32 protein-coding genes and 1 other RNA gene are annotated in these 20,315 nt (G+C 48.2%); 29 read left to right on the top strand and 4 right to left on the bottom strand.

The window, feature by feature from the left end; genetic code table 11:
• Positions 1 to 2: 2 nt before the first annotated feature.
• The 23 genes from rpsQ (at position 3) to pdxH (ending at position 12,975) form a co-directional block, all read left to right on the top strand.
• A complete protein-coding gene (rpsQ, locus tag F4Z13_01210) occupies positions 3 to 263 on the top strand; it encodes a 30S ribosomal protein S17 (GenBank protein MXZ47865.1) in 261 nt (86 codons plus the stop codon).
• A gap of 38 nt (positions 264 to 301) precedes the next feature.
• Positions 302 to 670 carry a 50S ribosomal protein L14 gene (gene rplN / locus F4Z13_01215; GenBank protein ID MXZ47866.1) on the top strand — a complete coding sequence of 123 codons (369 nt, stop codon included), beginning with the start codon at positions 302 to 304 and terminating at the stop codon, positions 668 to 670.
• A gap of 2 nt (positions 671 to 672) precedes the next feature.
• On the top strand, positions 673 to 1,002 hold the full coding sequence (locus F4Z13_01220; protein MXZ47867.1) for a 50S ribosomal protein L24: 330 nt from the start codon (positions 673 to 675) through the stop codon (positions 1,000 to 1,002).
• 4 nt (positions 1,003 to 1,006) lie between these two features.
• On the top strand, positions 1,007 to 1,561 hold the full coding sequence (rplE, locus tag F4Z13_01225) for a 50S ribosomal protein L5 (protein MXZ47868.1): 555 nt from the start codon (positions 1,007 to 1,009) through the stop codon (positions 1,559 to 1,561).
• 12 nt (positions 1,562 to 1,573) lie between these two features.
• Complete coding sequence (locus F4Z13_01230; GenBank protein ID MXZ47869.1) at positions 1,574 to 1,759, top strand: type Z 30S ribosomal protein S14; 186 nt, start codon at positions 1,574 to 1,576, stop codon at positions 1,757 to 1,759.
• A gap of 19 nt (positions 1,760 to 1,778) precedes the next feature.
• Positions 1,779 to 2,171 (top strand): 30S ribosomal protein S8, encoded by a 393-nt coding sequence (rpsH, locus tag F4Z13_01235; protein MXZ47870.1) that lies wholly within the window; start codon positions 1,779 to 1,781, stop codon positions 2,169 to 2,171.
• Positions 2,172 to 2,181: 10 nt separating this feature from the next.
• Positions 2,182 to 2,733, top strand: coding sequence for a 50S ribosomal protein L6 (locus F4Z13_01240; GenBank protein MXZ47871.1), 552 nt, complete (start codon positions 2,182 to 2,184; stop codon positions 2,731 to 2,733).
• Positions 2,733 to 3,107: a 50S ribosomal protein L18 gene (locus tag F4Z13_01245; protein ID MXZ47872.1), complete on the top strand. Its 375-nt coding sequence runs from the start codon at positions 2,733 to 2,735 to the stop codon at positions 3,105 to 3,107. Before F4Z13_01240 ends, F4Z13_01245 begins: the two co-directional genes overlap by 1 nt.
• A gap of 26 nt (positions 3,108 to 3,133) precedes the next feature.
• Entirely contained in the window at positions 3,134 to 3,664 is a 531-nt protein-coding gene (locus F4Z13_01250) for a 30S ribosomal protein S5 (protein MXZ47873.1), read from the top strand.
• A 32-nt stretch (positions 3,665 to 3,696) separates the two neighbouring features.
• On the top strand, positions 3,697 to 4,128 hold the full coding sequence (locus tag F4Z13_01255) for a 50S ribosomal protein L15 (protein ID MXZ47874.1): 432 nt from the start codon (positions 3,697 to 3,699) through the stop codon (positions 4,126 to 4,128).
• Positions 4,125 to 5,453 carry a preprotein translocase subunit SecY gene (gene secY, locus F4Z13_01260; protein MXZ47875.1) on the top strand — a complete coding sequence of 443 codons (1,329 nt, stop codon included), beginning with the start codon at positions 4,125 to 4,127 and terminating at the stop codon, positions 5,451 to 5,453. Before F4Z13_01255 ends, secY begins: the two co-directional genes overlap by 4 nt.
• 24 nt (positions 5,454 to 5,477) lie before the next feature.
• Positions 5,478 to 6,044 carry an adenylate kinase gene (locus F4Z13_01265; protein MXZ47876.1) on the top strand — a complete coding sequence of 189 codons (567 nt, stop codon included), beginning with the start codon at positions 5,478 to 5,480 and terminating at the stop codon, positions 6,042 to 6,044.
• Positions 6,044 to 6,808 carry a type I methionyl aminopeptidase gene (gene map, locus F4Z13_01270; protein MXZ47877.1) on the top strand — a complete coding sequence of 255 codons (765 nt, stop codon included), beginning with the start codon at positions 6,044 to 6,046 and terminating at the stop codon, positions 6,806 to 6,808. Before F4Z13_01265 ends, map begins: the two co-directional genes overlap by 1 nt.
• Before the next feature lie 9 nt (positions 6,809 to 6,817).
• Positions 6,818 to 7,039, top strand: a complete 222-nt coding sequence (infA, locus tag F4Z13_01275; GenBank protein MXZ47878.1) for a translation initiation factor IF-1 — start codon at positions 6,818 to 6,820, stop codon at positions 7,037 to 7,039.
• Positions 7,040 to 7,058: 19 nt separating this feature from the next.
• A complete protein-coding gene (gene rpmJ, locus F4Z13_01280) occupies positions 7,059 to 7,172 on the top strand; it encodes a 50S ribosomal protein L36 (protein MXZ47879.1) in 114 nt (37 codons plus the stop codon).
• Positions 7,173 to 7,193: 21 nt separating this feature from the next.
• Positions 7,194 to 7,574 (top strand): 30S ribosomal protein S13, encoded by a 381-nt coding sequence (rpsM, locus tag F4Z13_01285; protein ID MXZ47880.1) that lies wholly within the window; start codon positions 7,194 to 7,196, stop codon positions 7,572 to 7,574.
• A 12-nt stretch (positions 7,575 to 7,586) separates the two neighbouring features.
• Positions 7,587 to 7,970, top strand: coding sequence for a 30S ribosomal protein S11 (gene rpsK, locus F4Z13_01290; GenBank protein ID MXZ47881.1), 384 nt, complete (start codon positions 7,587 to 7,589; stop codon positions 7,968 to 7,970).
• A 51-nt stretch (positions 7,971 to 8,021) separates the two neighbouring features.
• Positions 8,022 to 8,660 carry a 30S ribosomal protein S4 gene (gene rpsD / locus F4Z13_01295; GenBank protein ID MXZ47882.1) on the top strand — a complete coding sequence of 213 codons (639 nt, stop codon included), beginning with the start codon at positions 8,022 to 8,024 and terminating at the stop codon, positions 8,658 to 8,660.
• 30 nt (positions 8,661 to 8,690) lie between these two features.
• Entirely contained in the window at positions 8,691 to 9,716 is a 1,026-nt protein-coding gene (locus F4Z13_01300) for a DNA-directed RNA polymerase subunit alpha (protein ID MXZ47883.1), read from the top strand.
• Between the two features lie 30 nt (positions 9,717 to 9,746).
• Complete coding sequence (locus F4Z13_01305) at positions 9,747 to 10,325, top strand: 50S ribosomal protein L17 (GenBank protein MXZ47884.1); 579 nt, start codon at positions 9,747 to 9,749, stop codon at positions 10,323 to 10,325.
• A gap of 69 nt (positions 10,326 to 10,394) precedes the next feature.
• On the top strand, positions 10,395 to 11,408 hold the full coding sequence (locus F4Z13_01310; GenBank protein ID MXZ47885.1) for an LLM class flavin-dependent oxidoreductase: 1,014 nt from the start codon (positions 10,395 to 10,397) through the stop codon (positions 11,406 to 11,408).
• A 24-nt stretch (positions 11,409 to 11,432) separates the two neighbouring features.
• Complete coding sequence (locus F4Z13_01315) at positions 11,433 to 12,329, top strand: TIGR01777 family protein (protein ID MXZ47886.1); 897 nt, start codon at positions 11,433 to 11,435, stop codon at positions 12,327 to 12,329.
• 1 nt (position 12,330) lies between these two features.
• Complete coding sequence (gene pdxH, locus F4Z13_01320; protein MXZ47887.1) at positions 12,331 to 12,975, top strand: pyridoxamine 5'-phosphate oxidase; 645 nt, start codon at positions 12,331 to 12,333, stop codon at positions 12,973 to 12,975.
• A gap of 30 nt (positions 12,976 to 13,005) precedes the next feature.
• On the opposite strand, the gene ubiE is transcribed toward pdxH, so the two are convergent.
• The 4 genes from ubiE to F4Z13_01340 form a co-directional block, all read right to left on the bottom strand.
• Positions 13,006 to 13,683, bottom strand: a complete 678-nt coding sequence (gene ubiE / locus F4Z13_01325) for a bifunctional demethylmenaquinone methyltransferase/2-methoxy-6-polyprenyl-1,4-benzoquinol methylase UbiE (GenBank protein ID MXZ47888.1) — start codon at positions 13,681 to 13,683, stop codon at positions 13,006 to 13,008.
• A complete protein-coding gene (gene metF / locus F4Z13_01330; GenBank protein ID MXZ47889.1) occupies positions 13,683 to 14,561 on the bottom strand; it encodes a methylenetetrahydrofolate reductase [NAD(P)H] in 879 nt (292 codons plus the stop codon). Before metF ends, ubiE begins: the two co-directional genes overlap by 1 nt.
• Positions 14,562 to 14,779: 218 nt before the next feature.
• Entirely contained in the window at positions 14,780 to 15,247 is a 468-nt protein-coding gene (locus F4Z13_01335; protein ID MXZ47890.1) for an SRPBCC family protein, read from the bottom strand.
• Positions 15,244 to 16,410, bottom strand: coding sequence for an MFS transporter (locus F4Z13_01340; protein MXZ47891.1), 1,167 nt, complete (start codon positions 16,408 to 16,410; stop codon positions 15,244 to 15,246). Before F4Z13_01340 ends, F4Z13_01335 begins: the two co-directional genes overlap by 4 nt.
• A 178-nt stretch (positions 16,411 to 16,588) precedes the next feature.
• Between F4Z13_01340 and F4Z13_01345 the strand changes: the two genes are divergently transcribed.
• The 6 genes from F4Z13_01345 (at position 16,589) to ssrA (ending at position 20,189) form a co-directional block, all read left to right on the top strand.
• On the top strand, positions 16,589 to 17,074 hold the full coding sequence (locus tag F4Z13_01345) for a hypothetical protein (protein ID MXZ47892.1): 486 nt from the start codon (positions 16,589 to 16,591) through the stop codon (positions 17,072 to 17,074).
• The gene (locus F4Z13_01350) at positions 17,040 to 17,510 is read left to right on the top strand and encodes an outer membrane beta-barrel protein (protein ID MXZ47893.1); all 471 of its coding nucleotides are present in this window, start codon (positions 17,040 to 17,042) and stop codon (positions 17,508 to 17,510) included. Before F4Z13_01345 ends, F4Z13_01350 begins: the two co-directional genes overlap by 35 nt.
• A 133-nt stretch (positions 17,511 to 17,643) precedes the next feature.
• Entirely contained in the window at positions 17,644 to 18,846 is a 1,203-nt protein-coding gene (gene alr, locus F4Z13_01355; protein ID MXZ47894.1) for an alanine racemase, read from the top strand.
• 33 nt (positions 18,847 to 18,879) lie between these two features.
• Complete coding sequence (locus tag F4Z13_01360; protein MXZ47895.1) at positions 18,880 to 19,329, top strand: D-tyrosyl-tRNA(Tyr) deacylase; 450 nt, start codon at positions 18,880 to 18,882, stop codon at positions 19,327 to 19,329.
• Between the two features lie 44 nt (positions 19,330 to 19,373).
• A complete protein-coding gene (smpB, locus tag F4Z13_01365) occupies positions 19,374 to 19,829 on the top strand; it encodes an SsrA-binding protein SmpB (protein ID MXZ47896.1) in 456 nt (151 codons plus the stop codon).
• Positions 19,830 to 19,838: 9 nt separating this feature from the next.
• Positions 19,839 to 20,189, top strand: a transfer-messenger RNA (tmRNA) gene (ssrA, locus tag F4Z13_01370).
• The last annotated feature ends 126 nt before the right edge of the window (positions 20,190 to 20,315 follow it).

The raw sequence follows: 20,315 nt of genomic DNA on the forward strand, positions 1-20,315 counted from the left end.
CTATGGAAAGAGGAAAGTTAAAGACCAGAACGGGAATTGTGGTAGGTAACAAGATGGACAAGACCGCGGTCGTGGAAGTACAGCGGATCAAAAGTCACGGTCGATATAAAAAGCAGATAAGAACCAGCAAGCGATTTAAGGTCCATGATGAGCGCAACGAGTGCAACATAGGAGACAAGGTCACAATAATAGAGTCAAGGCCCCACAGCAAAACCAAGAGGTGGAGGCTGGGCAAAGTGGTCAGTCAGGCCGCAAGCGCGTAGGACGTGGTTTTTGATTCTTCGGACTACGGGAGAAAAAAATGATTCAGTCAAGCACATATCTGGACTCGGCGGATAACACAGGGGCCAAAAGGCTTTTCTGCATAAAGGTCCTGGGAGGTTCCGGAAGAAAGTACGCGCGGCTTGGAGATGTTGTTGTGGTTTCGGTCAAGCAGGCAATTCCGAAGTCCAAGGTGGAGAAAGGTTCTGTGTACAAAGCCGTGATAGTAAGGGTGAGGAAGGAACAGAGAAGACCGGATGGTACGTATGTGCGCTTTGATAACAATGCCGCCGTTATAATAGACAAGGAAAACGAACCGATAGGTACGAGGGTTTTCGGACCGATCGCACGTGAACTGAGGCTCAAGGGTTTTATGAAAATTATCTCGCTTGCTCCGGAGGTCGTTTGAACATGTCATCTGGAAAGAGAAAGTTTCACATAAGGGCCGGGGATACGGTTTACGTGGTTGCGGGCAAGGAGAAAGGGAAGACCGGCAAGGTGCTGAGAATTGACAGAAACGTCGAAAAGGCCTTTGTCGAGAAGCTCAATATCATAAAGAGACACAACCGTCCGACGCAGAAAAACCCCGCTGGCGGAATCATCGAGAAAGAGGCCGGAATCCATATCTCGAATCTGATGCTGTACGATTCTGAGAGCAGTCGGCCGGTAAAGATTGGGTATAGAACCGGCGAGGACGGTAAGAAGGTAAGGTACAACAGAAGGACTGGAAAGGAAATCTGAGAAAATGGTTCCGAGAATAAAGACCCTATATAAGAGCGAGGTCGTACCTGCACTGATTGAAAAGTTTTCCTACGGAAACACTATGCAGGTTCCGAGGCTTGAGAAAATAGTAGTGAACATGGGGCTTGGGAGACTTAGTGAAGCCGGGAGACAGACAAAGGTAATAGATGAAGCCGTCTCGGAACTTGCGGATATAACAGGACAAAGGCCGGTGATTACCAAGGCGCGGAAGTCAGTTGCGGGTTTCAAGCTCAGAGAAGGCCAGCCGATAGGCTGCATGGTTACGCTCCGGGGAGAGAGAATGTATGAGTTTTTCGACCGTTTGGTGAACCTCGCCCTTCCAAGAGTCAGGGATTTTAAAGGACTGTCGCCACGGGCTTTTGACGGTTCCGGCAACTATACTCTGGGAATAAGGGAGCACTTGGTTTTTCCTGAAATAGATTACAGCAAGGTTCAGTACAACAAGGGAATGAATATTAGTCTGATTACCACTTCGAAAACCGATGCCGAGGCCATGGAACTTCTTGCCGGTCTCGGAGTGCCGTTTGCGAATAATTAGAAGAGAGGAATTATGGCCAGAAAAGCATTACTTGAGAAATCGAAGAGAGAGCCGAAGTTTCGCGTGCGTGCGGTTAACCGTTGCGTACTTTGCGGGAGACCGAGAGGTTTCATGAGAAAATTCGGCCTCTGCAGGGTCTGTTTCAGGGATCTTGCCAGCAAGGGACATCTTCCGGGCGTGAGAAAAGCAAGTTTTTAAGAAACACTTTGGAGAAAAAATGACGGATCCGATTGCAGATATGTTAACCAGAATAAGGAACGCCTTTATGGCGGGTCACGATCAGGTCGAGATTCCCGGTTCGGTTATAAAAGGCGAGATTGCCAGGGTTCTTACTGAAGAAGGCTACGTGGAGAGTTATAAAATTACTGAAGAAGGGGTAAAGAAAACCATAAGCATCAAGCTGAAATACGGTCCTGACGGCAAGGCGGCAGTAGATGAGATAAAGAGGATAAGCAAGCCATCAAGAAGGGTTTACGTTGGCAAAGATGATATTCCGAGGGTCAGGGGCGGAATGGGAATTTCAATACTTTCTACTTCAAGAGGAATAATGACGGGGGTTGCCGCAAGGAGCAAAAGTATAGGCGGGGAGATTCTCTGCACGGTGATCTGAGGACAGACGAATGTCAAGAATAGGAACAAAACCAGTGGTTATTCCCGACGGGGTAACGGCGACGCCCAGACGGGGGGCTATCGAAATCAAGGGGCCAAGGGGAAGTCTTAAGGTTACCGTGCCCGAGGGAATAAAAGCCGTACTTGAGGACGGAACCGTGGTTGTTTCCAGGCAAAGCGAAGAGAAAAGGATAAAGTCTTTTCACGGTCTTACGCGAAGCCTTATTAACAATTCAGTAATAGGGGTGAGCGAAGGATTTACCAAGGTGCTCCGCATAACCGGTACGGGTTACAAGGCGGATCTCTTGGGGAAAACGGGACTCAGGCTTTCACTCGGTTACTCCCATCCGGTTGATTTTGCACTTCCCCAAGGCATAGAGGCAACCGTGGAGGAACGGGGCACTCTGCTCTCGCTTCATGGAATTGACAAGCAACTCGTGGGGGAGACCGCGGCACGCATAAGAAAGATAAGACCACCCGATTCCTATAAGGGCAAGGGTGTTCGTTACGAAGGTGAGAAGTTGAGGCTTAAACCCGGAAAAGCTGGAGCGGCTACTAAGTAATGATAAAAAAGAAAAGCAGAAATCTGGCGCGTAAAAGAAGACACCTTGCTGTGAGGAAGAAGATAAACGGCACCGCGGAGATTCCTAGGGTTTCCGTTTTCCGCTCGGCAAGGCATATATACGCCCAATTAATAGATGATACCGCAGAAGTCACCCTTCTTCAGGCGTCAACGATGTTCTCTGAGACGAAAAAGAGGTTGTCTGCCGAGAGCATGAAGAAAACCGAGGTTGCCAAAGAGGTTGGAAAGCATCTCGGGGAGATGGCTGTTCAGAAGGGTATAACCAGGGTGCGTTTCGACAGAGGGGGTTACGCTTACCACGGAAGGATAAAGTCGCTTGCCGACGGGATCCGCGAGGCGGGAGTGGAGTTTTAGGAGAAAAATTAAAGGAGGCTTTGGTTTTGGCAGAGGAGAGAATAAATCCGGCAGAACTTGAATTGCAAGAAAAAGTGATTCACATAAGGAGGGTCGCTAAGGTGACCAAGGGTGGGAAAAGGTTCCACTTTACTGTTCTTGCCGTGGTCGGAAACTCCGACGGAATTGTGGGAGCTGGACTGGGAAAATCGAATGAGGTTCCTGATGCCGTAAGAAAGGCGGTTGAAAAAGCAAAGAAAACTCTAATAAGGGTGCCGCGCAACGGCGCCACCATACCGCACGGAATTCACACGGAATATGTGTCAAGCAAGGTTATGCTCCTGCCTGCTGCCCCGGGTACGGGCGTTATAGCGGGTGGTGCGGTGCGAGCCGTGGTCGAACTTGCCGGCATACACGATGTTCTCTCGAAAGTTGTCGGATCAAGGAACCCGCTTAATGTTGTTATGGCGGTTGTAAAGGGACTCTCGGAACTGCAGGTTCCCGAAGAAGTCGCGAAGACGAGGAACAAGGAGATAAAGGACCTTGATCTTCCCAATTACTATGGTGTGGTGCAGTAGAACGCACGCTTAACAATGGAGCGCAAAAGGAAATGTTAGACGAACTTTCACCGGCTAAGGGATCCAAAACAAAAAGAAAAAGGGTAGGAAGAGGTGCGGGTTCCCAAGGGAAGACCAGCGGAAGAGGGCACAAGGGCCAAGGGTCCCGTTCGGGGAAAGGGGTATCCAGATGGTTTGAAGGCGGTCAGACTCCACTCAAAATGAGAAGCCCGAAAAGGGGCTTTACAAACATATTCAAAAAACAGTACGACATAGTTAACTTAAAGGATCTTGAGCGTTTTGCGGATGCGGATTCGGTTACGATCCAGACGCTTGCCGAGGCGGGAATAGTAAGCGGCAAAAAACCCGTAAAACTCCTGGCCAACGGCGAGATTGCCTCGGCGCTCTCCATAACGGTTAACGCCTGTAGTGAGGCGGCCGCGCGCAAGATAAACGACGCGGGAGGAAAAGTGGAGATAGTATGAGCAGTAATGTCGCGTCACTTCCCAGGATTCCGGAGCTTAACAGGAAGCTTCTTTTTACAGCCGCAATGCTCGTTGTTTACAGAGCAGGGGTTTTCGTTCCGATTCCGGGAATCGATCCGGATCAGATTGCCAAGATGTTCGAGCAGACCCGCGGCACGATATTCGACATACTTAACATGTTTTCCGGGGGAGCACTTGAGCAGGCGTCGATTTTTGCCCTGGGGGTTATGCCCTACATTACCGCCTCAATCATCATGTCGCTTCTGGTAAAGGCCTTCCCTTCACTTGAAGCAATGCAGAAAGAAGGTGAAGCCGGAAAGAGAAGAATAAATCAGTATACAAGGTACGGTACGGTTCTTATATGTCTCGTTCAGGGTTTTATGCTTGCGGTTACCCTTGAGCGCGGCGGAGTAGGAGCGGCTACTGTCGGAAGTGCCGTCACAGACCCCGGTCTGATGTTCAAGATTACGGCAGTTCTCACGCTCACCGCGGGCGGACTTTTTGTTATGTGGCTTGGAGAGCAGATAACAGAGAACGGAATCGGAAACGGGGTATCTCTTCTTATCGCCGCATCGATAATCGCCAGTATTCCCGGGGCGTTCTGGAACCTCTCAAGGCTCGTTGGCACGGGCGAGATTACCGTTTTGGGGGTTTTGCTTATTTTTATTTTCCTAGGGTTTCTTATGGGTCTTATAGTTTACTTTGAGCGTTCCTACCGGAAAATACCGGTTCAGTACCCCAGAAGGGTCGTAGGGAGGAAGGTAATGGGAGGGCAGAGTTCCCATCTGCCTCTTAAAACCAATCCTTCGGGGGTTATTCCTCCGATCTTCGCCTCCTCGATCCTTATTTTCCCTGCTACGATTGTTACGTTTGCCGAAGTTCCAGCTCTTCGCACCTTCTCTGACCTTGTGTTTCAAAACGTGTTCGTATACAACTTGATCTTTGCCATACTCATAATATTTTTCGCCTTCTTCTATACTTCAATAATATACGACCCGGACGATCTCTCGGATAACCTGAGGAAAAACGGCGGAAACATACCGGGAATAAGGCCGGGCAGAAAGACATCGGAGTACATAGGCAATGTGCTCGGAAAAATTACTTTTATAGGGGCTATATACGTGGCGGCGGTCTGCGTGTTGCCGGCATTTCTTGAGAGAGAACCTTTTAATCTGCCGTTTTACTTCGGAGGCGTGTCACTTCTTATCGTAATAGGGGTAACGCTTGATTTCATGCAGCAGATCGAATCTTTTCTGATAACTCACAGTTATGAAGGATTTATGAAGAAGAGGGGAATGAAGGAACCCCAGAGATACAGATTCTGACGCAAGGGAGAAGACCAAAAGACTATGAGATTGATACTGTTTGGACCGCCTGGGGCCGGAAAGGGAACGCAGGCTGATTTCATCAGGGAAAAATACGAAGTTGAGCATATATCGACCGGTGATGTGCTACGTGAAGCCATGAAAAACGAGACCGAGGTCGGGCTTTACGCTAAGTCGTTCATGGACAAAGGGGAGCTCGTGCCTGATGAAGTCGTGACGGAAATAATAAGACAGAAAATCTCTGCGATCGGCGAGGGAGGCTTTATGCTTGACGGTTTTCCCAGAACCCTGGAGCAGGCAAGATCTCTTAACGGTATTCTCGCTGATGCCGGAATCGGTATTGACGCAGTTATTTCCCTCGAGGTTCCCGACGAGGAGGTTGTGCAGCGAATAACCAAACGCCAGAAAATAGAAGGCAGGCGGGACGACACGGAGAATGTGATAAGAAACAGGCTTAGAGTTTACAAGGATCAGACATCTCCCCTTAAGGATTTTTACGAAAAGACCGGCGTTCTGTGCGCAGTTGAGGGAGTAGGGCAGGTATCGGATATCGCCGGGAGAATAGACGGTGTGCTGAAGCAGTTCCAATAATGATTCGCTTGAAGAACAGAGAAGAGCTCAAACGCATGAGGGCTGCTGGCAAGGTGGTTTCCGAAGTGCTTATGAGGCTTGAGGAAGAGGCAAAGGAGGGAGTGACCACTTGGGAGCTTAACGAGATTGCGGAGAGAATGTGCGCAACAGGAGGCTTTAAGCCCGCTTTTAAGGGTTACGCGAATTATCCGGCGTCGGTGTGCTTTGCCCTTAACGAGGAGATAGTGCACGGTATTCCCTCGAAGAAAAAGGTGCTTAAGGACGGGGACATAGTAGGAATAGATTTCGGAGTACTGCTGGACGGTTATTACGCCGATTCGGCAATAACGGTTGCGGTCGGTAAAATCCGTCCTGTTGCCGAGAAACTGCTTCGGGTTACCAGGGATTCCCTATACAGGGGCATAGACATGGTGAAAAGTTCAAACAGAGTTCTGGATATATCAAAAGAGATACAGACCTATGTTGAAAATGAGGGTTTTTCTATAGTCAGAGATTTTGTTGGTCACGGAATAGGCAGAGAACTTCACGAGGAGCCGCAAGTGCCGAATTTTATTCCTCCGAATGGTAAGGGAGGAGGAATAAGACTTCGTTCTGGAATGGTCATGGCCATAGAACCTATGGTAAACGAGGGGTCGGAGAAAACGAAGATACTCGAAGACGGGTGGACGGCGGTTACTTATGATGGTAAACTTTCCGCTCATTTTGAGCATACTGTGGCCCTTACGGATAACGGCCCTGAAATTCTTACCGAAAGGATTCACTAGGAACGGGTGATGGAGAAAGAAGAGAAAATAGAGTTTGAAGGAACTATAACCAAAGCTTTGCCCAATGCGATGTTCATGGTCGAGATAGAGAACAATCACGAGGTGCTGGCTTATGTGTCCGGTAAAATGAGAACCAGATTCATAAGGATACTTCCCGGAGACAGGGTAAAACTTGAGATATCTCCCTACGATCTTACGAAGGGAAGGATTACCTACAGGCTCAAGAAATAAACAGGGGGACGGAAGCAAGGTGAAAGTCAGGGCATCGGTAAAAAAAATATGCGACAAGTGCAAGATAATCAGACGCAAGGGAGTTGTGCGCGTGATCTGCGTTAACAAAAGATGCAAGCAGAGACAAGGATAGCGCCGAGGAGGATATGCCTTAATGCCCAGAATAGCAGGTGTTGACATACCGCTTAACAAAAGAGTAGAGGTAGGTCTTACGTATATCTACGGTATAGGTAGGGCGACTTCAAACGTTATACTCGATAAGGCCGGTATAGATATAAACAAAAAATCAGGGGATCTTGACGATCAGGAAGTAACAAAACTGCGGACGATAATTGAAGGCGAGTACACCGTTGAGGGAGATCTCAGAAAGGAGGTTCAGCTCTACATAAAGCGACTGGTGGAGATAGGTTGCTACAGGGGCATCAGGCATAGGACGGGACTTCCGGTAAGAGGACAGAAAACCAAGTCGAACGCAAGAACGAGAAAGGGTCGCAGGGGTACAGCCATAGCGAAGAAGAAGAAAGCCGGCAAATAAGGGTTTTTCCAGATGAGCAAAAAATTCACAAAGAAGAAAACAAAAAAATTCGTTGAACATGGAGTGGTCAACATACAGGCTACTTTTAACAACACTATAGTCACGATCAGCGATATGAATGGAAACGTCATAGCTTGGTCAAGCGGCGGCAACAGGGGGTTTAAGGGCACTAGGAAGGGGACGCCGTTTGCTGCCCAGGTGGCGGCGGATGACGCATCGAAAAAGGCAAAGTCCCTTGGGCTGAAGTCAGCTAATGTTTACGTGAGCGGTCCCGGTCCCGGAAGGGAGCCGGCGATAAGAGCCGTTCAGGCTGCTGGGGTGAAAGTGACGATGATAAAGGATGTCACCCCGATCCCCCATAATGGTTGCAGACCACCTGGAAGAAGAAGGGTGTAGGCATTGTGGGAGAGGTCATGTTCACGTTATTTGCGAGGAGGAAGAAGGTAATTGGCTAGGTATAGAGGACCATCTTGTAAGCTTTGCAGGAGAGAGGGCGAACAGCTTTTTCTTAAGGGCGCTAGGTGTTATACGTCAAAATGTGCCATACAGAAAAGGCCTAACCGCGGACCTGGAGTTCACGGGGCCGCGATTGGCCGTTCCAAATTCTCCGACTACGGAATAAGATTGAGGGAAAAACAAAAAGTTAAGCGTATTTACGGGTTGACCGAAAAGCAGTTCAGCCGTTATTTTGCCGAGGCTGCGAGGAGAAGCGGAGTGACTGGAGCAATGCTCATACTGCTTCTTGAGAGAAGGCTTGACAATGTGGTCTACCGTCTCGGGTTTGCGAGTTCTCGCAACGAGGCCAGACACTTAGTCTGGCTTGGACATGTTCTCGTGGACGGCAAGAGAGTCAACATTCCCTCTTTCAGCGTTGAGCAGGGAAACAAAATAGAAATCAAGACAAAAACCAGAAGTAATCCGCACGTTAACCAGTCTCTTGAAGGTCTTGAGAGAAGGGGTTTTCCCCAGTGGCTCGAGCTTGACAGGGAAAATTACAGCGGAGTTGTAACCAAACTTCCTGAGAGAGAAGACGTGACGGTTCCCATAGATGAACAGTTGATCGTTGAGTTTTACTCAAGAGTCTAGAAAAGCCTGGCACACACGGAGGTGTGAAACTTGGAGAATTTTCAGAAAAACTGGAGAGATTTGCAATATCCCAAAGCGCTTGAAAAAGACGAGCAGGTATCAACTCCTTTCTACAGCAAATTTATCTGCGAACCTCTTGAACCGGGTTACGGTATTACCCTTGGTAACGCGCTTAGAAGGGTTCTCCTGTCCTCGATACAGGGTCCTGCTATTACCGCTGTCAAGATAGACAAAGTACGGCACGAGTTTTCTACCATACCGGGAGTTATGGAAGATGTTACTGAGATCATACTGAACCTTAAGAACGTGGATCTCAAAATGCATACTTACGATCCGCAGACAGTAATTCTGAAAGCGGAGGGCCCGGCAGAAGTCAAAGCGTCCGACATAGAAACGACCCACATGGTGGAAGTGGTTAACGGCGAACAGCACATAGCGACATTGGGAGATGACGCGAAGCTTGAAATGGAACTGACAGTGAAGATGGGAAGCGGTTACGAGCCAGTATCGAGAAGAGAGACTGAGAAGTCAATAGGCCTGATACATGTTGATGCGTTTTTCTCGCCCGTCAAAAAAGTTAATTACTCAGTTACCAACGCCAGGGTAGGGCAGAGGACCGATTATCAGAAACTGACCGTTGAAATATGGACAAACGGTACGATTCTTCCCGAAGAGGCGCTTGCTTACAGTGCAAAAATTATTAAACAGCAGCTAAACGTCTTCATTGATTTTGATGAGGAACTCGTAGACAAGGTGGAAGAGGAAGAGTCCATGGGTATAAGTGGGACCGACGACAAGCTTTTTATCCCTATAGAGGACGTGGAACTTTCGGTGAGATCTATAAACTGTCTTAAAAAGGCGGAAATAAAATACATTGGAGAAGTGGTTCAGAAGACAGAACAACAACTTCTTGATCTTGAGAATTTCGGAAAAACTTCCCTTGAAGAGGTGAACGCTAGACTTAAGGAAATGGGTCTGAGTCTTGGGATGGTTATAGACACCGAGGTCTTTGAAGACGAAAAGCAAAGGCGGAGTTCTGAGAATTCCGGGGAGTGATCGGGATTCGGGTCCGTATACGGTGGAAAGATGAGACACAGAAAATCGGGAAGAAAACTGGGAGTTACTACAAAACACAGAAAGGCCATGTTCCGCAACATGGCTACAGACCTTTTGCGTAACGGCAGGATAAATACAACTGACACAAGGGCCAAAGAAATAAGAAGGGTTGTGGAGAAGCTCGTAACTTTGGGCAAAAACGGTAGTCTTCACGCGAGAAGAAAAGCTCTGGGATATATAAGGGATCGTGCAGTTGTGGAAAAACTTTTCTCCGAGCTTGCCCAGAGGTATATGGAGCGTCCCGGTGGCTATACGAGGATTGTGAAGCTTGGTTACAGAAGGGGAGATAATGCCCCCATTTCTCTTGTTGAACTCGTGACCGAGGAGTACAAGGCCAAGAGAAAAAGACGGAAGGCAAAACCCAAGGCCGAAACCAAGAGCGCGCCGAAGAAAAGTTCGAAGAAGAAATCCGCAGAAGAACTTGGTCTGGTTGAGCAACAAGAAACCGCCGAGGGACAGGTGGACGAACAGGGTGAAGCCGAGATGACAGAAGCGGAATCCCAAGAACCCAAAGAGCAAGCCGGTTCTTCCGAAAAGACTGAGGATTAATTCCTTCTTTTTTCCTCGCACATACCTAACGGGTTTTTTCCGTCTTCCCTATTATTTATAATAGACCTGATGAAAAGAGTCGGGTTTATACTTGATGCAAGATCAATTGAAGAACTCAAGGATCTAGCTGTTGCTGCGGAGAAAGCGAATTTCCACTCCGTCTGGGCTACGGAACTTTACAGGACTCCTTTTCAGCAGCTCTCTGCAATTGCTCCAGTCACCTCTGAAATAAAGCTCGGCACCGCAGTTGCTCTTGCCTTTGTGAGAAGCCCGCTGGTTACTTCCATTACTTCTCTTGATCTTGACGAAATTAGTTCGGGGAGGTTGATACTGGGTCTTGGTACCGGGGCAAAGAGAACGAACGAGAATTTCCACGGCGTTTTCTATGGAGACAGGCCGGTTGCGAGGATAAGGGAATGCGTTGGGTTAATAAGGGAAATTCTGTCCGAGGCTCATACAGACAATGATATTGTTTTCGAAGGGCAGTTCTACAGAGTAAACACAAGGGGTTACAAAAGGGCTTTTGAACCTATCAGACAAAACATACCTATATTCGTGGCCGGTATAGGAAGCAACATGGTTGGTGCTGCTGCCGAAATCGCGGACGGTTACATGGGACATGTAGTCTGTTCGCTTGAATATATAAAAAGGGTAGTTTCACCTTCGCTTGAAGAAAGGCTTGAAAAACGTAGAAAAAACGGAGATTTTACGAAATGCTCGATTATTACCTGTGCCGTTTCCCATGACTGGGAGAGGGCGAGAGAAGCCGCTCGGGCGACCATAGCCTTTTACGCTACGGTAAAAGCCTATGATCCTCCTTTCAGGCTTCACAGTTTTACGGATGAGGTCAAAGGGATAAGGGATGCTTTTCGTAGAAAAGATATCCGTGCGATGATAAAAGGTGTCAGTGATGAAATGGTTGAAGCGTTTGCTGTTGTGGGGGATGCGGAACATTGCAGGGAGAGAGTGGAGGAGTACAGGAAATATGTAGACCTTCCTGTACTCAGTGCCCCTCATTATTTTCTTGATTTCAGGGAGGTAAGGGAGTACCAGGAGCGATTGATCGAGGCTTTTGCCTCGTGAGACCCGGGTTTTTCAGCTAGGAAAATGAAAATACTTGTTTCGGGATCGACTGGAACCGTGGGAACCCATCTTCTTAATTCCATTCCCTCGGATTCCTATGAAGTATGGCGTCTTGTAAGGTCGCAGGTGGAAGGAGAGAATCTGATTTTCTGGAATCCAAAGGAGGGCTATGTCGAAGATCCATCTTTGCTTGAGGGTTTTGACGCTGTTATTCATCTCTCAGGGGAGAATATAGTGTGCAGATGGACTGAAGAGAAAAAGAATTCGATACGGCAGAGCAGGGTGCACAGTACCCGCTATTTGGTGAGTCTTTTCTCTGCGCTTCAACATCCTCCCAAAACCCTTATCTGTGCTTCGGCAATCGGTTACTATGGGGACAGGGGGGAAGAAAGACTTACTGAGTGTTCCGTGGCTGGCTCTGGGTTTCTTCCTGATGTTTGCTGCGAATGGGAGAATGAGGCTCAAAGGGCCTCTGATCTTGGCGTAAGGGTCATAAACCTGCGTTTAGGCGTCGTACTAAGTCCCGAAGGAGGCATATTAAGTTCTTTGCTGCCTCTTTTTAAAATGGGTCTTGGGGGAGTTATTGGAAGTGGCGATCAGTACTTAAGCTGGATATCGATAGAAGATCTCTCGCGGATAATTATTTATCTGCTGGAGCGGGGAGAAGTAAACGGTCCCGTTAATGCGGTATCTCCAAATCCGGTGACTAACAGGCAGTTTACCGCCACGCTTGCGTCAGTTCTACGAAGACCCGCATGGTTTTCAACTCCCGCATTTGCCGTAAGGCTTTTGTTCGGAGAGATGGGCCGCTCCACAATGCTTGCCGGCTGCCAGGTTTTTCCTGAGAAACTTCTTTCCTCCGGTTACGAGTTCTTGCACGAAGATCTGGGTTACGCACTTGAGGATGTTGTTCTGAGATAAAATGTCGAAGAAAAATAAGTTCCATTCACGCCAGTACCTGAGATTGAAACTTGAAAGAAAAGATCTTGACGAAAACCCGTTTGTTCAGTTTGACCTCTGGTATGGCGAGGTTCTTAAAGCGGAAATCGATTTTCCAAACGCTTTTATTCTTTCTACGGTATGTGCGGATGGCGTTCCGTCCTCAAGAGTGGTGCTTCTCAAGGGTTATGACGAAAGGGGTTTTTCCTTCTATTCAAATTCTCTTAGTCGTAAGGGACGAGATATAGCTGAGAATCCGGTCGCTTCGCTTTGCTTTTGGTGGTCTGAATTTGAAAGGCAGGTGAAGATAGACGGCGAAGTCTCACTTCTGCCAGAACGGGAAGCCGATGAATATTTTACGTCTAGACCTCGCCAAAGCCGGATAGGGGCATGTGTTTCGAAGCAGAGCGAGGTTGTTGCAAGCAGGCAACTGCTTGAGGAGCAATACGACCAGTTCCGGTCTGAACGGAAAGGAAAAAGTATAGCGCGGCCTGAGCTCTGGAAAGGATACGTAGTGAGTCCAGTGCGCTTTGAGTTCTGGCAGGGAAGAAAGAACAGGCTTCACGATCGTTTCAGATATATTCCTTCCTCAGATGGTGGCTGGAGTATAGACAGGCTTTACCCATAGTCCGCGGAAAGAAGAATCGATAGCCCCTGATTATCTGGTTGCGCGATAGAGCGCTACTACTCCCATAGTGAGTTCTGAGTATTGGCAATCCCGAAACCCCGCGTTTTCAAGATGGCTTATGAAATTCTTTCTTTGAGGAAACGCGGCGGCGGATTCAGCAAGATATCTGTATTCCTTGCCCCTGCCGTAAATGCTTCCGACAAGAGGCATCAAGACTCTGAAGTAAAACATGTATATGGGTTTGAAAACGGGATTTTTCGGAATCGCAAATTCAAGTATGAGGAGTTTTCCGTTTTCCCTTAGGACCCTTCTCATCTCTCTCAGGGAAAGTTCGTAATCTACTGTGTTTCTTATACCGAATGCTATGGTGACGGAGTTAAACTGTTTTTCCGCAAAAGGGAGATTTTCAGCCGCGGCCGATACAAGAGCTATTTTGCCCCTTAAATCGAGGTCCTTAATTTTCTTTTTTGCTATCCGGAGCATGTTCATGCTGGGATCAATCCCGACCGTTTTGGTTGCGGGGTGTTTTTTTGCGATTTCAATCGCAACTTCTGCCGTCCCGGTTGCTATGTCCAGGTTGTACTCGACATCGCGCAACTCTTCTGCGAGCTTCTTTCTCCAAAGTTTGTGAATTCCAAGGCTGAACAGAGTATTTAGCCAGTCGTAGTGACTCGCCACTTCATCGAAAATTTTCCTTGTTTCAGGCATCAGACGGATTCCAGAATCTTTTCTATGTGGGAGGTTCTGTTGAGAACATAGAAATGAATTCCAGGTACTTTTTCGGCGATAAGTTCCCTTACCTGGTCTCTGCACTGTGCGATTCCCACTTCCACCGCCTTGCGGTTATCGTCTCCTGCATCTTCCAGTTTCTTTCTAAGGGCTTCAGGTATCTCCGTTCCGCAAAGAGACGATATTCTTATCACCTGTTTCGATGAGAGCACGGGCATAAGACCCGGGATTACGGGAAGGTCTATTCCTGCTGCCCTTACTCTGTCGACATAATCAAAATAGTAACGGTTATCGAAAAAGAGCTGGGTAATTATGATATCGGCTCCGGCATCCACCTTTTTTTTGAGATTGGATATGTCCTCCTCAAAACTTGGGGATTCGATATGTTTTTCCGGATAACCGGCTACTGCTATGGAAAACCGCTGGGTTTTTTCCTTTTCGTATTTTCTTATGTGTTCCACGAGCTGATTTGCGTGCTGGAAAGCTCCCTCGGACAGCAGTTTCTCGCCATTTTCCTTCGGAATATCTCCCCTGAGGGCCACTATGTTGCGTATTTTCTCCTGTTCAATCTGCTCGAGCATCAGGTCTATTTCCTTTTCGGAATACCCTATGCAGGTCAGGTGACAGGCGCTCTCCATCCCTATAACGTTTTTTACGTAGGAGGCAACTTCAGCCGTTCTTTTGCGTCCCTTTCCCATGGCACCGTGTGTTACCGTTATTATGGCGGGCGAAAGTTCGGCGAGTCTCGCAAGGGTATCTTTGAGTTTTTCGAATTCAGGGTCGTCTTTCGGAGGAAAAACCTCAAAAGATATAAGAGGAGTATCTTTTTTTTTGTTCTTGTATTCAGAAAAATTCACGGTTTTTCCTCGAGGGCCAGAGTTTGCAAGGTGGTCTTTCTTTCAATTTCCAACGGGTTTCCGAAGTCCAGAAGTGTTGTAGTTAAATAACCGGGTCAAACCACGGACATAATCTACCTCGTGGAATTCCGTGTCCTCTTACATGTAAATCTAGCTTGCTCAATATACCTTGCGTTATATTACACATCAAGCTGATGCTGTAGCGGGGAAAGTTTAAGCTATTCCTCTCGATTTCCAAACAATTTTCTAAAGCAAGCGCTTCTGTAATTGAAGATGGAATCCAGTTTCCTGCTTACCAGAAGCGAATTTGCCAATCTTCCGATCGGGTCAAACGGCAGGGAGTAGTGAACGAGGTCTCGGACCTGCGTCTGCTCCCCGGCCCGTGCAAAAAAATGCTTGTGGTGCCAGAACTTGTAGGGTCCGAATCGCTGCTCGTCAACGAAGTAGTGCGGTGGATCAACCTGAGTTATTTCCGTTGTCCAGGTGCTTGTGAAAAAAGGAATGGGCATTACGGTGTAAGTGATTATCATGCCGGGATATATTTCTTCTTCTGCCTCAGACTTTATCCGCAGGTTGAGTCCCGAGGGGGTTATCTTGGGAAGATTGTTCGGATTGGAGAAAAAATCCCAGGCTGTTTCAATCGAAACCGGCAGGAATTCCGTTCTCTTGAGGGTATATATCTTCATTCTTCCTCTGCTTGCTCCAGCGGCGGTCCGGGAAGCCCGACGAAGCTCCACATTATCAAGAACAAAAGTCCGAATATCAGGGGTAAAGACTGGTGTGTCTCATAGAGTATACCGGCGGACATTCCCCCAACGCAGGCTCCCATGAAGTTTGCCAGGTTGAAAAAACCGGAGAGCACACCCCTGTTCTCCGAGGAGACTCTTTGCGTAACAAACGCAGGTAGTATGGACTGAAATATGGAGTATCCAAGAAAAAACACCGCCCCCGCGAGGTAGAGTGTGGTACTGTCAGATGCTCGGAGCAGGTAGATTAAAAAGGCGGCTACTAAAAAGAAAAGCCCGAACCTAGTTGCCTGTTTCAATTTCTTTCTTGTTTCTGAGATTCTGATGTAGGCGTTAGCCAGAAGTGCGCTGGGGGCGAGTATTACCAGGTAGACGGACCACAGATCTTGGGGGCTGGTGCCGATATTCTTCCAGTCTAGAGGGTAGATGAACAAAACAAGGTTAAGGCAGAGAGATGTTATGAAGGTTGAGGAAAGAATTTTTCCCATTTCCGGTTCCCTCAGTTTAAGAAGAATTTCTTTTCTGTCCCTTGCTTTTTTCTTTGGAAGTTCCGGGAACATGAAAACAGTAACGAACACCGCCATCAATCCCAAGGCTGAGAGGATGAAGAAAAGGCTTTCAAACCCGAATTTTCCTGCGAGCACCGGACCGATTATGAGGGAAATTATAAACGCTGTTCCGATTATCATTCCGGTCAGCATAAAGGACTGAGCCCTTACCTCGTTTCTTGTTGAGTCCCCGAGAGATGCTATGGCGACTGCGCCTATTGCGCCGCTTCCCTGAAGCGCCCTAGTTGCTATGAGTTCCCAGATATTATCCGCGAACCCGCAGAGGATGCTTCCTAGGCAGAAAATCAGAAGTCCCGACACTATTACCGGCTTTCTTCCGAATCTGTCGCTCGCCATGCCGAAAGGTATCTGCAGCAGGCTCTGTGTAAGGGCATATATTCCGAACGCGACTCCGGCTGATGACAGTGTCGCTCCCTCATAGTTTGTCGCGTATATGCTGAAAACCGGGATTATCAGGAATATGCCCAGCAGTCTGAGCGATATGACCGTTCCTATTACCACAACGCCTCGGAGCTCATTTCTGTTCAGTTTCATGCAGACCCTCTATCGTTTTTTCGCCTTTAAATGGCTCGGGATAAAAAGGTTAGGGTATTTACCGTTTTTGACAACGACAAACTGTTAAGATATCATGAAGGGGAAAATACTAACCTAGAAAATTCCACTGACAATTAGTATATAGTCATAATTCCCTTAGCAGAGGTGTTTTAGTTACATGAGATCATTTTTCGAGATTGTGAAGGACCGTTTCTTGCGCGTCAGTTTCTTTGTCTTTTTGTTTTCCATGCTGATTGGCTCATACGTGGTTTTAGCCGGGGGATTGCCGCCTGACGTTCGTCAGGACAGCAACATCGAAGAGATGTCTGCCGAGGCGCCACCTGTCGAAACTGTGGTTGAAGCTCCGGTGGTTGAGGAAGTTCCTGAAAAGACCTCAAGAGGGTTTACTGTCGGAGCCCGCGGTTCTTTTTTTCTCCTTGGTGATTCTGATTTCTCGGCGCCTGGGTCTGAGCAGTATGGTCCGTTATCAGGTACCGCCAGCGATAACGGAGGATACAATTTCAGCTTTCTTCTGGGTTACGACTTTGGAAACGGGCTGCGTCTTGAGGCCGAAGCAGGCTACATACACAGTTGTATTAATGAAATGGACGTAAAAGAACCGGGAAGCCTTGTATGTCTTGCTGGGGGGGTGCGACTTCTATAACAGTCTTCCGTCAGATGGGCAAGAAGCGGTTAAAGAGGCGGCAAAGGGCGAAAAAAATATTGATGGTGGGGTTTCCGCGTTCGCCCTCATGATAAATGCTTATTACGACTTGAATCCGGACGGAAAACTTATTCCATACGTAGGGGCAGGACTGGGTGTGCTGAATCTCTCAACGGATGCGGAATCGGCCGAAGGTGCTGCGACCGGCACTGTTCTGATTGATGACAGTGATTTTGTCTTCGCTTATCAGGTAGGAGCTGGTCTGGGTTACAAGATTGACGGACCCGGTAACGGTTCAGACGTGACACTGAGTGTTGATTACCGCTATCTGGCTTCCTTTGAGAACCCGGAATTCGCCGGCGAGATAACCGGCGGTACTGTGGAAACCGAGTTCGCGGGGCATTACTTGGGCGGCGGAATAAGACTGGCATTCTGAGCTTAAGATCAGCTCTGTGTTCTGGCCTCCCTGTCTAGGGGAAGCGGGATTTCCGCGACTGGGTATTGCGCGGGGCGGTGTTTAGTGACGGCGATGTTCGGGGCGCTCTTGGGTTTTTTACGGTTCATAGGGCATGCACCCGAGATTTCCTCTGTGTATATTCCGCGTTTGCGGTTCAGGCGGGCGGCCGTTGCGTGGAGCGAATAAGAGCGGTTCCGTCATTCAGCTTTTTGGGAACTTCCGGGCGATGAGACCTACTTGGGCTGAAATCAGTCTTGATTTTTTCAGATCGAACCTTGGCGAAGTAAGAAGACTTGTCAGCAAAAGCGTCCGAGTCATGGCGGTTGTGAAAGCCGACGCTTACGGACACGGCTCCGTAAGGGTAAGCGAAGCCGCCCTCAATGGCGGAGCGGACATGCTCGGGGTAGCTACGGTTCCCGAGGCTCTGCAGCTCAGGGAATCCGGAATAACGGGCGAAATATTTCTCCTGGGAGGTATTGATCCCCTGGAAGCCAGGGTAACCGTAGAAAACACACTTACTCCTGCGTGCTACTCCGTTGATGTGCTCGAAGCTCTTTCTGGAGCTGCTGTTGAGTGCGGAAAAACAGTCAGTTATCACCTGAAGGTCGATACGGGCATGACCAGGCTTGGAGTGGGAGTAAGCGACATGGAATCTTTTTTTGCTTCAGCCGCCAAGCTTCCCGGAGTAATGCTTGAGGGTGTTTTCACGCATCTTGCCTCCTCTGAGATTCACCAAAGCGACTATACGGATTATCAGCTCGGGATTTTCCAAGAGAGTCTCTTTTTCCTTGACGAGCTGGGAGTTAAATACCGCTACTCCCATTCAGCAAACAGTGCCTCCATTCAGAGATTTCCAGATTCTCATATGGATATAGTGAGACCCGGGATAATGCTTTACGGTTCAGGCAGCATGGGGGAGGTTGATCTGAGGCCCGTTATGAAATTCAAAACAAAGATAGTACAGCTCAGAGAGGTCCCCCCTGGCACCTCGGTCGGCTACGGGGGGACTTTCGTTGCTGGGAGGGAAACACTGGTTGCGACCCTTCCGGTTGGGTATGCCGATGGCTATCCAAGAGCCCTTTCAAACAGAGCGAAAGTTTCTCTTTGCGGGAGACTCGCTCCCCTTATAGGATCCGTCTGCATGGATTTCATCATGGTCGATGTAACGGATATCCCGGGTATCCGTGTTGGAGACGAAGCAGTGCTTTTCGGAGACGGGCTCGTGAGCGTTGAGGATGTCTCTTCCTGGGCCCAAACCATACCTTACGAAATCTTGTCACGGATTTCGCCGAGGGTTCCGAGGCGTTACGTGTGATTTGTTGCCGTTGTTAGTCTGAGGAAATCTGCGATGAGAGCTGTTATACAGAGGGTAACGAGGGCATCAGTCAGCGTTGACGGGAATGTAGTCGGCAGCATCGGCCCGGGAATGGTGATTCTTGTTGGAATTGAGAAAGATGACTCGCAAAAAGACATTGCTTATGTAGCGGAGAAGATAGCTGGCCTGAGAATATTTGAGGATTCCTCGGGCAAAATGAATCTGAGTATCAAGGATACGGGAGGAGATGTTCTGGCTATTTCCCAGTTTACCCTCTACGGTGATTGCAGAAAAGGCAGAAGGCCTTCTTACATGCGGGCCGCTGGCGAGGATTTCGCGAGGCGGTGCTACGAATCTTTTATCGTTGAGATCGCGGAACGTGGAATCTTGGTCAGAACCGGCGTTTTCGGGGCAACAATGGATGTTCATATAGTGAACAACGGTCCAGTCACGCTTCTTATTGACAGTTCCAAGGATTTCTGAGTTCATACTGGTTATTTTGTTGCGGCGGATTATTATTAGGATAGATGAAGACCGTATGCAATCACCCTACCGCTCACAGGGATTATATATTTGAGGAGAAGTACGAAGCGGGTCTGATACTCAAGGGCTCCGAGGTTAAATCCCTTAGAAACGGAAACGCCAGCGTCAAGGAAAGCTTTGCTCTCATAAGGGAGGGCGAAGCCAGACTCGTTAACTGCTACATAGCTCCTTATGATGCCGCCAGCGGGCTTAACCATGAACCGACGAGGGAGAGAAAGCTTCTGCTGAACTCCCACGAGATAAGGAAGCTGATTGGAAAAACCAGCATTAGAGGTTACACTTTAATTCCTCTAAGGATTTATTTTAAAAACGGTATTGCAAAACTCGAACTGGCCCTTGCCAAAGGTAAGAAGACGAGAGATAAAAGAGAGGATATAAAACGTCGCGAGGCCCAAAGAGATATGCAGAAAGCCGTTAGACGATCTTTGAAACGTTCATAACTTAGACACGGGGGCGATTCGGCTTCGACGGGAAACAGGGAAGCTTGTGCCGCATGCCGAGCTTGGTTAACTCGTAAAACTGATCAAGCACGATAAGTGCCGAACCAATTAACGCACTCGCAGCCTAAAAGAACTGCGACGTCTCAGAACGTCATGCCCGCTGGGCTTTCTGAGGCGTAATTTAAGCGGGATGGCTGGTACGTGATTCCAGGGGCGCTTGCCAGCGAGATTTTACTCGGGACTGCGGTAAAAAACCTGCCTGCCGGTGATTTTGCCGTCTGATTCAAAAGACAGGATAAGCATGTAGAAGCCTGGTGAAACTTTTTCCGGACCCGGGTTCGATTCCCGGCGCCTCCACCATCTTATTTCTATAACTACCTCAAAATAAAGAAATTCTTAGGAAATAAATAAAGATTAAGCCCCTTTATATCACACACGCAGACAGGGTATATGCCTCTAAACTCCGAGGATTTAGCGACTGCTTCT

The organism is Candidatus Dadabacteria bacterium (assembly GCA_009837205.1).
Lineage (GTDB): Bacteria > Desulfobacterota_D > UBA1144 > Nemesobacterales > Nemesobacteraceae > Nemesobacter.